The organism is Mycobacterium sp. UM_WGJ (genome assembly GCF_000455125.1).
In the GTDB taxonomy this organism is placed as follows: domain Bacteria; phylum Actinomycetota; class Actinomycetes; order Mycobacteriales; family Mycobacteriaceae; genus Mycobacterium.
This window is the reverse complement of record NZ_AUWR01000035.1, coordinates 1-11,853: the sequence shown is the minus strand read 5'-3', so window position 1 is coordinate 11,853 and position 11,853 is coordinate 1. Positions and strand designations below refer to the sequence as shown.

At 69.1% G+C, this 11,853-nt stretch carries 12 protein-coding genes; 4 read left to right on the top strand and 8 right to left on the bottom strand.

Going from position 1 to position 11,853, the window contains the following annotated elements:
• Positions 1 to 84: 84 nt before the first annotated feature.
• The 7 genes from N416_RS0112060 to ftsH all read right to left on the bottom strand — a co-directional run bounded on the left by N416_RS0112060 (position 85) and on the right by ftsH (position 6,770).
• The gene (locus N416_RS0112060) at positions 85 to 1,383 is read right to left on the bottom strand and encodes a DUF6779 domain-containing protein (protein WP_024442360.1); all 1,299 of its coding nucleotides are present in this window, start codon (positions 1,381 to 1,383) and stop codon (positions 85 to 87) included.
• A gap of 192 nt (positions 1,384 to 1,575) precedes the next feature.
• Complete coding sequence (locus N416_RS0112055) at positions 1,576 to 2,061, bottom strand: DUF3180 domain-containing protein (protein WP_024442359.1); 486 nt, start codon at positions 2,059 to 2,061, stop codon at positions 1,576 to 1,578.
• Complete coding sequence (gene folK, locus N416_RS0112050) at positions 2,061 to 2,579, bottom strand: 2-amino-4-hydroxy-6-hydroxymethyldihydropteridine diphosphokinase (RefSeq protein WP_024442358.1); 519 nt, start codon at positions 2,577 to 2,579, stop codon at positions 2,061 to 2,063. Before folK ends, N416_RS0112055 begins: the two co-directional genes overlap by 1 nt.
• Positions 2,576 to 2,965, bottom strand: a complete 390-nt coding sequence (gene folB / locus N416_RS0112045; RefSeq protein WP_024442357.1) for a dihydroneopterin aldolase — start codon at positions 2,963 to 2,965, stop codon at positions 2,576 to 2,578. Before folB ends, folK begins: the two co-directional genes overlap by 4 nt.
• Positions 2,958 to 3,794 carry a dihydropteroate synthase gene (folP, locus tag N416_RS0112040; RefSeq protein ID WP_024442356.1) on the bottom strand — a complete coding sequence of 279 codons (837 nt, stop codon included), beginning with the start codon at positions 3,792 to 3,794 and terminating at the stop codon, positions 2,958 to 2,960. The genes folB and folP overlap by 8 nt, the downstream gene beginning before the upstream one ends.
• Complete coding sequence (gene folE / locus N416_RS0112035) at positions 3,791 to 4,369, bottom strand: GTP cyclohydrolase I FolE (RefSeq protein ID WP_036457797.1); 579 nt, start codon at positions 4,367 to 4,369, stop codon at positions 3,791 to 3,793. Before folE ends, folP begins: the two co-directional genes overlap by 4 nt.
• A gap of 16 nt (positions 4,370 to 4,385) precedes the next feature.
• Entirely contained in the window at positions 4,386 to 6,770 is a 2,385-nt protein-coding gene (gene ftsH / locus N416_RS0112030; RefSeq protein ID WP_024442354.1) for an ATP-dependent zinc metalloprotease FtsH, read from the bottom strand.
• Positions 6,771 to 6,909: 139 nt separating this feature from the next.
• Here ftsH and N416_RS0112025 point away from each other — a divergent pair, with 139 nt between their 5' ends.
• Genes N416_RS0112025 through N416_RS0112015 form a run of 3 tightly spaced genes read left to right on the top strand, consistent with a single transcriptional unit; the run spans position 6,910 to position 10,102 of the window.
• Complete coding sequence (locus N416_RS0112025; RefSeq protein ID WP_036457819.1) at positions 6,910 to 7,884, top strand: alpha/beta fold hydrolase; 975 nt, start codon at positions 6,910 to 6,912, stop codon at positions 7,882 to 7,884.
• Entirely contained in the window at positions 7,881 to 9,086 is a 1,206-nt protein-coding gene (locus N416_RS0112020; protein WP_024442352.1) for an LLM class flavin-dependent oxidoreductase, read from the top strand. The genes N416_RS0112025 and N416_RS0112020 overlap by 4 nt, the downstream gene beginning before the upstream one ends.
• On the top strand, positions 9,086 to 10,102 hold the full coding sequence (locus N416_RS0112015; RefSeq protein ID WP_024442351.1) for a zinc-binding dehydrogenase: 1,017 nt from the start codon (positions 9,086 to 9,088) through the stop codon (positions 10,100 to 10,102). Before N416_RS0112020 ends, N416_RS0112015 begins: the two co-directional genes overlap by 1 nt.
• 3 nt (positions 10,103 to 10,105) lie before the next feature.
• Here N416_RS0112015 and N416_RS0112010 read toward each other — a convergent pair whose 3' ends face one another.
• A complete protein-coding gene (locus N416_RS0112010; RefSeq protein ID WP_024442350.1) occupies positions 10,106 to 10,957 on the bottom strand; it encodes a hypothetical protein in 852 nt (283 codons plus the stop codon).
• A 65-nt stretch (positions 10,958 to 11,022) separates the two neighbouring features.
• Between N416_RS0112010 and N416_RS0112005 the strand changes: the two genes are divergently transcribed.
• Positions 11,023 to 11,766, top strand: a complete 744-nt coding sequence (locus tag N416_RS0112005; protein ID WP_024442349.1) for an SIMPL domain-containing protein — start codon at positions 11,023 to 11,025, stop codon at positions 11,764 to 11,766.
• The last annotated feature ends 87 nt before the right edge of the window (positions 11,767 to 11,853 follow it).

Sequence of the window (11,853 nt, the reverse complement as noted above, 5' to 3'; positions counted from 1 at the left end):
GTTGCGGGTACCGGACGGTCGCCGGTGAGTCTATCCCGATCGGCCCCGGCGCTGCGAGTGACGTTGGTCGCAGTTGAGCCCGGATCAGTCCTCGCGGCGGCGCCGCCGACGGCCTTCGGTCGGGGCGGGCTGCAGTCGGGCCAGCAGTTCAGCCACCGACTGACCGCCGGTGCTGGGGCCGTCGCCGCTCCCGTCGGCGCCGGCGGAATGCCGGGCCGCGTCCGAACGGGCGTGGGCCGGCGCTGCCGGCTCCTGCGCCGCCGGTTCGGTGACTATCGGTGGGGCCGGGCTGATCGGCGTCGACTGGACCTGGTCGCCGGCCGGCTCCGCCGCGTGCCGAGAACGCGCCCGCCGGCGACCCCCTCCCTCGGGGCGTGCCTGTTCGGATCCGTTCACCGGACCTGCGGCCGATTCGGCCGGTCCGGAGTGGCGACCGTGGCGGCTCGGCGCTTCGGGGCCCGGCTCGGGGACGCCGTGCCGCCCGGCATCCGCCGGAACATCCGCGGACCAGTGGCTGCCCGGTGCGCCCGGCGGAAGCCATTCGCCCTCGGCGCCAACGGGTTTCCAGGACGGGCTCGGCGCTGCGGCCCAGGGAGGAGGCTGCGAAGCCGGTGGTGGCTGCGGCGGCTCCGGCTCGCGGCGCGGTTCGGGCGCGCTGAAGGGCTGCGGCGGCTGCGCCCAGCGAGCGGCCGCCGGTTGCGGCTGCGGGTTCTCCTCGGGGGCCCGCCGGGGCGGCTCGGCGCTGCGGCGATGCGAACCGCGACGGCCCTCGGCGTGCGGCGCCTGCGGTGTCTGCGGCGCCTGCGGCGAGGGACTCCCGGCGGGCGGAATCCGCACTTCGGGAACGTCGATGATCGGATTCTCCGCGGTCTGGGTGACCGAGTCCGGCGGGTAGCTCGTGGTGGTCGACGACGCGACCCGGGTGGCGCCGGTGTTGGGTTGCTCAGCGGAGCGCGCCCAGTCGCTGTAGGCCCGGACCGGGGTGCGCTCGGGCTCGAGGGCCGGGCGATGGTTCAGGTCGGCGTCGAAGAGGATCTCGAGGTTGGTGCGCAGGGCCGACAACTCGGCGCGCAATGCCGCGACCTCGTCGGCGGCCTGTGCCCGCAGTTCGGAGGCCAGTTCGCGGCGCAGCTGGGACTCCACCGTCAGCTCGTATTCGCGCCGTGCGGAAATCTCCCGATCCAGTTGGAGGTCGTAGACCAGCTTCAGGTCTCGGGCCCGAGCCTGGTCCACATCGCTTTGCCGCCGGTAGATCACCGAGACGAACGCCGCCGCGACCGCGGCCCACAGCGCGATGATGACGGCGAGTTTGAGCAGTTCCACCCGACTGGTGAACACCAGCGCCGAACTCGCGGCGATCGCGAGGATCAACAGCGCCGTCATCAATGTCCAACCCGGCCTGCGAACTCCACGCCGACCCGGGGCGCGGGACAGGACCGAATTCATCTGCGCCGCTCTCCCCCGCAAGCGGGAGGCGCACCCTCCTCGCCGCTATGTCCCGTACTGTTGCTGGCGCGCATTGCCCGACTGTACCTGTACGAGGTCAATCCGCGTGTCGCCCCGCTCCGGCGATTCTTACCCGGGTTGATTTCCGGTCAGCTCGGTGGGCTGGCCCGGATCGTGCGGCGACTTGCAGCGGTTCTGCAGCCACAGCGCGGCGATGAGCAGAGCCAGCGCACTGGCCGCAGCGACCACTGCGCCGCCGGTGTCTTGGGCCGCGACCTGCAGCGTGGGCCGGCGCGGCAGCAGATAGCCGAGCACACCCAGCCAGAAGCCCAGCACCAGCGCCCCCATCCAGGCCGACGCCTTGGCAACCACCACGGTGCGCGCCACCGCGAGCGGATGCAGCCGCCCGGCCCCGGCGCCGATCTGCCCGTCGTCGATCTTCGCCCCGACGTAGCGGCCCCAGGCCACCTCGGCGATCGCGACCGCCAGCAGCGATATCCCGGTCCACACGGTGATGGGCGGGAACCATCGGTACAGCAATGGGACCGCCAGATAGCTGATGAGGGCCACCGCGGCCGCCGCGGCTGCCACGTCACGTTTTCGAGTCGGGCCCATCAGAGCGTCAGCACCAAATCGGTCAGCGCCACTCCGGCACGCTCCGCCGGCTCCAGCTCGTCGAGCAGATCTGTCACCGCACGCGGCCGGCCGGCTACGGTCAGTCGCGCCTCCGGCTCGATCGATAGCCAGGGAACCAGTACGAACGCCCGCAGGTGGGCTCGGGGATGGGGCAGGGTCAGCCGGTCGTCGTCGGACAGCACCTCCGTCCCCTGCAGGTCGTGGCAGCTGATCACGTCGACGTCCAGGGTCCGCGGCCCCCAGCGCTGAGTGCGCACGCGTTCGGCGGCCTGCTCCAGTTCATGTGCTCGGCGCAGCCAGGCGTCGCCGTCGGCAGCGGGGTCGTCGACGATCAGCACGGCGTTGAGGAAGGGTCCCTGTTCGACTCCGCCCCACGCTTCGGTCTCGTACACCCCCGATACCGCGCGCACCCCGGGGCCCAGGCCATCGACTGCCGACTGCAGCAGGGCCAACCGGTCCCCCAGGTTGGATCCCACCGACAGAACCGCGCGACTCATGCCGGCACCACCTTGCCGCGCCGGTCGGTGCGCGAACGCCGCGCCACCACCGCGACGTCGGCGAAGGTGAGCGGGATCGGGGCGTGCGGCTTGTGCAGCGTCACCTCCACGGCCTGCACTCGCGCGTCGCCCATCACCTCCTCAGCGATCTCGGCGGCGACGGTCTCGATGAGATCGCGAGCCGGGCCCGCGACGATATCCGCGGCGCGCTGTGCGAGCTGTCCGTAGTCGTAGGTGTCGGCCAAGTCGTCGCTGGCCGCCGCGGCGGCGAGGTCCATCCAGACCGTGATGTCGACGACGAAGTCCTGGCCGTCGGCACGCTCGTGCGCGAAAACCCCATGGTTGCCGCGAACCTTCAAGCCGCGCAACTCGATCCGATCAGTCATCGCTTGCGCCTCCTTGACTCCAGGCTTCCAGGACTCGTAGCGCGTCGACCGAGGCCCGCACATCGTGCACCCGCACGCCCCAGGCGCCGTGCAGCGCGGACAACGCCGATATCACCGCGGTCGCCGTTTCGCGCTCGTCGGGCGACCGCGGCATGCCGTCCGCGCTCGCCAGCAGCGTACCGAGAAACCGCTTGCGTGACGCGCCGACCAGCACCGGCATGCCGAGGTCGACCAATTGCGGCAACGCATGCAGCAGGGCCCAATTGTGTTGCGCGGTCTTGGCGAAGCCCAGACCGGGATCGATGATCAACCGCGCTGGGTCCACACCGGCGGCTACCGCCGCGTCGACGGCGGTGAGCAGATCCCGGCGAACCTCGGCGGCGATGTCGCCGTAGCACGGCACCCGATGCGGATTGTCGGGATCGACCGGCCGCCAGTGCATCAGCACCCATCGGGCACCCGAAGAGGCCAGCAGCGGAGCCATGGCGGGGTCCGCCGCTCCGCCGGACACATCGTTGACGATCGTGGCACCGGCGTCCAGCGCGGCTTCAGCGACGGCGGCGTTCATCGTGTCAATGCTGACCGTAATACCTTGGTCGGCAAGTTCTTTCACCACTGGAATGACTCGCCGCGCTTCCGCCCGCGGGTCGCTGCGCACCGCGCCCGGCCGGGTCGATTCGCCCCCCACGTCGATGATCGCCGCACCCTGGCCCGCGAGCTCGCGACCGTGCTCAACGGCGCGATCGACGTTGAGGTAGCGCCCGCCGTCGGAGAACGAATCGGCGGTGACGTTGACCACCCCGACGACCAGCACGCGTGTCGGGCTCACTTGCGCCGAATGAGTTCCAGGGCCTCAGCGCGCGACGTGCTGTCGGTTTTGAACTGCCCGCGCACCGCCGACGTGGTGGTGATCGCGCCGGGCTTACGCACTCCGCGCATTGCCATGCAGAGATGCTCGGCCTCGACCACCACGATGACTCCGCGCGGATTGAGTTTGCGCATCAGGGCGTCGGCGACCTGCGCGGTCAACCGCTCCTGCACCTGCGGGCGCTTCGCATAGAGGTCGACCACCCGCGCCAGCTTGGACAGACCGGTGATCCGGCCGTCGTAGCCGGGGATGTAGCCGACGTGCGCGACACCGTGAAAGGCCACCAGGTGGTGCTCGCAGGTGGAGTAGAGCGGGATCTCTTTGACGATCACCAGCTCTTCGTGCTGCTCGTCGAAGGTGGTCTCCAGCACCGCGTCCGGGTCGGTGTAGAGCCCGGCGAACATCTCCTGATAGGCCCGTGCGACCCGCGCCGGGGTGTCGAGTAGACCCGCCCGGTCGGGGTCTTCGCCGACGGCGAGCAGCAGCTCGCGCACGGCGGCCTCGGCCCGCGCTTGATCGAAGATTGCCGACGTCATCGTCGACCCCGCTTTCTCAGTCACCCGACGGCTGCTCGGACCGGTTGTTCTCCGTGCCGTGACCACCGTCTGCCTCACCGGACGGTGCCGGCGGTGCCGGCGGCTGGCCCGCGCCGGGGTACGGCTGAGGCTGGTGCTGATAGGGCGGGTAGTGCTGGGCGGGCGGGTAACCACCCTGCGGCCAGTGCTGGGGCGGGTACCAGTAGCCGCCCTGTTGCGGGGGCTGCGCCTGCTGCTGCGAGGGCGGCCAACCGGGTGCGCGCCAGCCCGCCGGGGCGCCGTAGTCGGGCTGGGTGCCCGCCTCACCGCCGGCGGGTACACCGTTGCTGCCGTTGGGGCCGTTTTCACCCGCCCGGGCCGCCGCCTCCCGCGACGCCTGAGCGATGGCGGCCTTGAACGCCGGCTCCGGCTTCGGCTGCGGCCACGGCTCGCCCCGCTCGATGGCCAGTTCACCGGGGGTCTTGATCGGCGGCTTGTCGGATGGAACTCGCCCACCGAAGTCGTCGAACGCCGTCAGCCGGGGCCGCTTGGTCACGTCGCCGAAGATCTTCTCCAGGTCGGCGCGGTGCAGCGTCTCCTTCTCCAACAGCTCGCCGGCGAGCACGTCGAGGACGTCACGGTATGCGGACAGGATCTCCCAGGCCTCGGTGTGCGCGGCCTCGATCAGTTTGCGGACCTCGTCGTCGATGTCGCGGGCCACTTCGTGGGAGTAGTCGGCCTGGCTGCCCATCGCACGCCCGACGAAGGGGTCGCCGTGGTCGGTGCCGTAGCGAACCGCACCGAGCTTCGCACTCATGCCGTACTCGGTGACCATGGCGCGTGCCACCGCGGTGGCCTTCTCGATGTCGGAGACCGCACCGGTGGTCGGCTCACGGAACACCAGTTCCTCGGCGGCGCGCCCGCCCATGGCGAAGACCAGCTGGGCGATCATCTCCGAGCGAGTGCGCAGTCCCTTGTCTTCCTCGGGCACGGCCACCGCGTGCCCGCCGGTGCGGCCGCGAGCCAGGATCGTCACCTTGTAGACCGGGTCGATGTCGGGCATCGCCCAGGCCGCCAAGGTGTGTCCGCCCTCGTGGTAGGCGGTGATCTTCTTCTCGTGCTCGCTGATGATCCGGCTCTTACGGCGCGGACCGCCGATCACCCGGTCCACCGCTTCTTCCAGTGCCGCGCCGGTGATCACGGTGCCGTTCTCGCGAGCGGTCAGCAGCGCCGCCTCGTTGATCACGTTGGCCAGGTCAGCGCCGGACATGCCGACGGTGCGCTTGGCCAGCCCGTCCAGATCAGCGTCAGGGCCGATCGGTTTGCCCGCCGAATGCACCCGCAACACTGCCCGCCGCCCCGCGATGTCGGGGTTGGTCACCGGGATCTGACGGTCGAACCGACCGGGCCGCAGCAGCGCCGGGTCGAGGATGTCTGGCCGGTTGGTGGCCGCGATCAAGATGACCCCGGCGCGCTCGCCGAACCCGTCCATCTCCACCAGCAACTGGTTGAGGGTCTGCTCACGCTCGTCGTGCCCGCCGCCCATGCCGGCGCCGCGCTGGCGGCCGACCGCGTCGATCTCGTCGACGAACACGATGCACGGGCTGTTCTGTTTGGCCTGCTCGAACAGGTCCCGCACCCGGGAGGCGCCCACACCGACGAACATCTCCACGAAGTCCGAGCCGGAGATGGTGAAGAAGGGCACGCCCGCCTCACCGGCAACCGCACGGGCCAGCAGCGTCTTACCGGTACCGGGCGGGCCGTAGAGCAGTACGCCCTTGGGGATCTTGGCGCCCAGTGCCTGGTAGCGGCCCGGGTTCTGCAGGAAGTCCTTGATCTCGTAGAGCTCCTCGACCGCCTCGTCCACGCCGGCGACGTCGGCGAAGGTGGTCTTGGGCATGTCCTTGCCCAGCTGTTTGGCCCGGGATTTGCCCATACCGAAGCCCATCCGCGCGCCGCCCTGCATCCGGGAGAACATCACGAACAAGCCGATCAGCAGCAACATCGGCAACATGTAGATCAGCAGTGATCCGAGCAGGCTGCCCTGGTTCACCACGGTGTTGATCTCGGCCTTCTTGGCCGTCAGCGCGGTATAGAGCGGAACGGCGTACCCGGTCGGGTACTTGGTGATCAGCTTGTCGACCTTCTCGGACCGGCCGGGCTTGTCGGCCTTGCCCGCCTTGCCGGCTTTGTCGGTCGCCTCAACGCTGGTGAGCGGGGTCTTCAGGACCAGGCGTAGCTGCTGCTCGCGGTCGTCGAGCTGCGCGCTTTTGACGTTGCCACTGTGGATCTGGGCCACCGCCACCGAGGTGTCGACCGGCTTGTATCCGCGGGTGTCATCGCTGAAATAGAAGAACGACCAACCGAGCAGCAACACCACTGCGATCGCGGTTACGGTGCGGATCACGTTTTTGCGATTCATCAGACATCGGCCGGACGCGGCCAAATCCTTCCAATACGTGCAGCTGGGCATGTTCAGGCTACCGCCCCTTGCGGTTAACCTGCCTGGCCGGACTCGGGAACCCTGTTCGATCGCGGCCCGGTTGTGCTTTGGTGTGACGGTGGCTCCCGTAATCGAACGAGCAACTCAACGTTTTGTCGACACCAATGGCGTGACCCTGCGGGTCACCGAGGCGGGTGAGCGTGGCGCCCCCGTGGTGTTGCTGGCCCACGGATTCCCCGAATTGGCCTTCTCGTGGCGCCATCAGATTCCGGCGCTGGCCGACGCGGGATTCCACGTTCTGGCCCCCGATCAGCGCGGCTACGGCGGCTCGTCACGGCCGGACGAAATCGCGGCCTATGACATCGCCTTGCTCACCGGTGACCTGGTCGGGCTGTTGGACGACGTCGGCGCCCAGAGTGCGATCTGGATCGGCCACGACTGGGGCGGCCCGGTGGTGTGGAGCGCCGCGCAGCTGCACCCGGAACGGGTGGCCGGCGTGGTGGGGCTCAGTGTGCCGCCGGTGCCCCGCCCACAGGTTCCTCCGACGGAGGCGTTTCGCAATATCTTCGGCGAGAATTTTTTCTACATGCTCTATTTTCAGCAGCCGGGTGTGGCCGACGCGGAATTGGATTCCGATCCGGCCCGCACCATGCGCCGGATGATGGGCAGCCTCAGTCCAGGCGATCGCGAATCGGCTTTGCTGATGACGGCGCCTGGGCCGATGGGCTTCATCGATCGACTCGCCGAGCCGGCGGCGCGCCCGGACTGGATCAGCGCCGACGAACTGGATCACTACGTCGCCGAGTTCACCCGCACCGGGTTCACCGGCGGACTGAACTGGTACCGCAACCTCGACCGCAACTGGGAGATCATGACCACTCCACCCGCCGCCACCATCGACATTCCCACCCTGTTCATCGCCGGATCGGCAGATCCGGTGCTGGCCTTCACCCGCCGCGATCGGGCCGCCGAGCTGGTGACCGGCCCCTACCGCGAGGTGATCATCGACGGCGCCGGCCATTGGCTGCAGCAGGAGCGGCCCGACGAGGTCAACGCGGAGCTGCTGGAATTCGTGAGCGGGGTGCAGCTGTGACCGCCCGGCCGTTGCGTTTCGGGGTCTTCATCACCCCGTTTCACGCGTTGGGTCAATCACCCACGGTCGCATTGGAATACGACCTGGAGCGCGTCGTCGCGCTGGACCGGCTAGGCTTCGATGAAGCCTGGTTCGGGGAGCATCATTCGGGCGGCTACGAACTGATCGCCTGTCCCGAGGTCTTCATCGCCGCGGCCGCGGAGCGCACCAAGCACATCCGGCTGGGCACCGGCGTGGTTTCGCTGCCGTATCACCACCCGTTGATGGTGGCCGACCGTTGGGTTCTGCTGGATCACCTGACTCGCGGCCGGGTGATGTTCGGCGCCGGACCGGGCGCGCTGCCCACCGACGCCCACATGATGGGCATCGATCCCGTAGAACAGCGCCGGATGATGCAGGAGTCCCTGGAGGCGATCCTGGCGCTGTTCCGAGCCGAGCCGGGTGAGCTGATCACCCGGCATTCGGACTGGTTCACCCTGCGTGACGCGTCCCTGCACATTCGCCCCTACACCTGGCCGTACCCAGAAGTGTCCGCGGCCGCCATGATTTCGCCGTCCGGGCCGCGGTTGGCCGGCGCGCTGGGCACCTCACTGCTGTCGCTGTCGATGTCGGTGCCGGGCGGGTTTGCGGCTCTGGAGAACACCTGGGAAGTGGTGCGCGATCAAGCCGCGAAAGCCGGGCGCGACGAACCGGACCGCAACGACTGGCGGGTGCTGAGCATCATGCACATCGCCGACACCCGGGAGCAGGCGATCGCCGACTGCACCTACGGGCTGCAGGATTTCGCGAACTACTTCGGCGCGGCCGGGTTCGTACCGCTGGCCAGCGAAGTCGAAGGCTCACCGCAGACGCCGACCGAGTTCGTCGAGGCCTACGCCTCTGCCGGGAGTAGCTGCATCGGCACCCCCGATGACGCGATCGAACACATCACCGGCCTGCTGGAGCGCTCCGGCGGCTTCGGCACCTTGCTGTTCCTGGGGCACGACTGGGCCTCACCCGAGGCCACCTATCACAGCTACGAGCTGTTGGCCCGCAAGGTGATTCCGCACTTCAAGGGCCAACTGACCGCACCCAGGGCATCACACGAGTGGGCCCGGGGCATGCGCGACACGTTGTTCGGCCGGGTCGGCGAGGCGATCACGAACGCCGTCGTCGAGCATGTGGCCGAGTCCGCGCCCCCCGACACGAATAGTGCACAGTGATGCGCGCGGCGGTGCTGCGCAACGGGCGGATGATCTACCGCGACGACGTGCCGGAGCCGACCCCGGGTCCGGGCCAGGTGCTCGTCGCAGTGACGGCATGCGGCATCTGCGGGTCTGACCTGCACTTCGCCTCACATGGCGAGCAAGTACTGGCCGCGACGCAGGCCATGTCCGGCAGCCCGTCCTCGCGGGCATCGGTCGACCTGGACGCCGACATCTTCATGGGCCACGAGTTCAGCGCAACCGTGCTGCAGGCCGGCCCGGGAACCGAGACCTTTCCCGCCGGAACGCCGGTCACCTCCATCCCGGTCTTGTTGGCCGCCAAGGGTATTGAACCGATCGTCTACTCCAACACGACATTGGGCGGCTACGCCGAGAAGATGGTGCTGTCGGCTCCGCTGCTGGTGCCGATCCCCAACGGGCTGGATCCCCGCCACGCCGCACTGACCGAGCCGATGGCCGTGGGCCTGCATGCGGTCAACAGATCCGGCATCGTGGCCGGCGAGACTGCGCTGGTGCTGGGCTGCGGACCGATCGGGATGGCGATCGTCGCAGCTTTGCGGAACGCAGGGGTGGAAGACATTGTGGCCGCTGATTATTCGAGCACCCGGCGGGACCTTGCCACGATCATGGGCGCGCATCGCACTCTCGACCCTGCGCAGGGGTCGCCGTTCGACGCCGTCACTCCGAACGTGATCTTCGAGGCGGTCGGCGTGCCGGGGATCATCGACGACGTGTTGCGGCGGGCGCCGGCGCGCAGCCGGCTGGTGGTGGCCGGAGTGTGCATGGAACCCGACACCGTGCACCCGTTCTTCGGCATCGCCAAGGAGATCAGCGTGCAGTTCGTCCTGGCCTATAAGCCGGAGGAGTTCGCCGCATCCCTGCGGGACATCGCCGAGGGCCGGATCGACGTAGCTCCGCTGATCACCGGCGAGGTCGGACTCGACGGCGTGGGTACCGCTTTCGATGAGCTGGCCGACCCCGACCGGCACTGCAAGATCCTGGTTACGCCCTAGGCTTCAGGCCGGGAAGCCGCCGGCGTCGACCAGCTGCTTCGACCACCCGCCGACCAGCTCGACCAGTTCGCCCAAGTCGTCGCCGAGACGGGCGACGACGGGGGCACAGGCCGCATCCGTTGCGGTCTCTACCGCCTCGCGGGCGGCGCGCCCGGCATCGCTGAGCACCCCGTCACGAGCCAGGCCACGCTCGGCCAGTCGCTCCTCACCGGCGGTCAGTTGCTCATCACTCCACGCCCGGGACCGGACGTAGGTGCGCGGCGGGAATCCGCGATAGAGCTCGGTGATCAGCCCGATCTCGACCGCATCGAATCCCGCTGCGACCCAGGCGTTGATGTGTGCGTCGCCGCGGAATTCGCGGAGCTGGTCCGCCAGCAGCCAAGCATCGGTCAGCGGCTCACCGACCAGCCCACCGGCAACCAGCCCGGCGAACAGCGGCTTGCCCGCCACCGAGAGGCCATCCGTAGCGCCGCGCAGCAATTCCACCGCGCGCTCGATGCCGTCGGGGGCCGCCCCCAAGACCCGGCGCAGCTGCGCCACCGCGCCTTCGGTGCGCGCCGCCCGAATGGTCGGCGCGTCGGTCAGCTTCCAGCCGTAGCCGACTGCGGGAACGACCACGGCCGGATTGAACACTCCGAATGTCGCGGCGATCACGTCGCCGGGCGCCTGCCCCAGCGCGGAACCGCGACTACAGAAGTAGGCCGGCCCGTCCGGCATTTCGACCCCGCCGGTTGTTGCGGGGCTGGCGCCGAAACCGAGTGCCGCATAACCGCGGTGACACTCCGGGGAGAAGTACACCTGGCCCGCGAACGGCTCAATGGCGTTGGACAGTACTCGCGACGGCGCGGTGGTCATCGCCTCAGTGTGCCGCATGAGTCTTTTTCGCCGGTGTCTGCATCGACTCCGATAGGGTGCCAGGCATGCCGACACACAGTGCCCGGATGGTTCTCCGCTGGTCGATGACGACGGCCCTGGCCGGCGTGGCCGCCCTCGCGATGGCCGGCTGCGATGCCGCGCCGGGCGGTGGCGGGACGGACATACCGCGTCAGGTGACCGTCGTGGGCACCGGCGAGGTCCAGGGGGTTCCCGACACGCTGACCACCGAGGCGGGTATCGAGTTCGTCGCCGCAGATGTCACCAGCGCGATGAACCAGACCAGCGAGCGTCAGCAAGCGGTGATCGACGCGCTGGTGGATGCCGGCGTGGACCGCAAGGACATCAGCACCACCCAGGTGAGCCTGCAGCCGCAGTACAGCAATACCGACGCCAGCGGGTCGGCCAACATCACCGGCTACCGGGCCGCCAACACCATCCGGGTCAAGGTTGAGCGCGATTCAGCCTCCCAGGTGCTGGCGGTGATCGTGCGAGCCGGCGGCGACGCCACCCGAATCAACGGGGTGAGCTACTCCATCGAGGACGATTCGGCGCTGGTGCGTGGCGCGCGGGAGCGGGCCTTCAACGACGCCAGGGACCGCGCCGAGCAGTACGCCCAATTGTCGGGCCTGCGGCTCGGTCAGGTGATCTCAATCTCCGAGATCGCCGGCGAGGCGCCGCCGACGCCGGTCGGGATGCCGATGCCCCGCGCGATGGCCGCCGCTCCCCCGGTCGAGCCGGGCCAGCAGACCGTGAGCTTCACCGTCACCGCGGTCTGGGAGCTGAGCTAGACCCCCTCGCCCTGCTTCGCCCACATCTTGTCAGTGGATTCAGCTATAATCGAACGTATGTTCGAACGATTGTCGCGGCCGCCTAGC

Coding starts and splice junctions, on each gene's coding strand:
- folE (WP_036457797.1), bottom strand. CDS start 4,369: ATGACGTCGGCAATCTTCGATCAAGCGCGGGCCGAGGCCGCCGTGCGC.
- N416_RS0112010 (WP_024442350.1), bottom strand. CDS start 10,957: ATGACCACCGCGCCGTCGCGAGTACTGTCCAACGCCATTGAGCCGTTC.
- N416_RS0112015 (WP_024442351.1), top strand. CDS start 9,086: ATGCGCGCGGCGGTGCTGCGCAACGGGCGGATGATCTACCGCGACGAC.
- folB (WP_024442357.1), bottom strand. CDS start 2,965: ATGACTGATCGGATCGAGTTGCGCGGCTTGAAGGTTCGCGGCAACCAT.
- N416_RS0112005 (WP_024442349.1), top strand. CDS start 11,023: ATGCCGACACACAGTGCCCGGATGGTTCTCCGCTGGTCGATGACGACG.
- ftsH (WP_024442354.1), bottom strand. CDS start 6,770: ATGAATCGCAAAAACGTGATCCGCACCGTAACCGCGATCGCAGTGGTG.
- folK (WP_024442358.1), bottom strand. CDS start 2,579: ATGAGTCGCGCGGTTCTGTCGGTGGGATCCAACCTGGGGGACCGGTTG.
- N416_RS0112055 (WP_024442359.1), bottom strand. CDS start 2,061: ATGGGCCCGACTCGAAAACGTGACGTGGCAGCCGCGGCGGCCGCGGTG.
- N416_RS0112060 (WP_024442360.1), bottom strand. CDS start 1,383: ATGACGGCGCTGTTGATCCTCGCGATCGCCGCGAGTTCGGCGCTGGTG.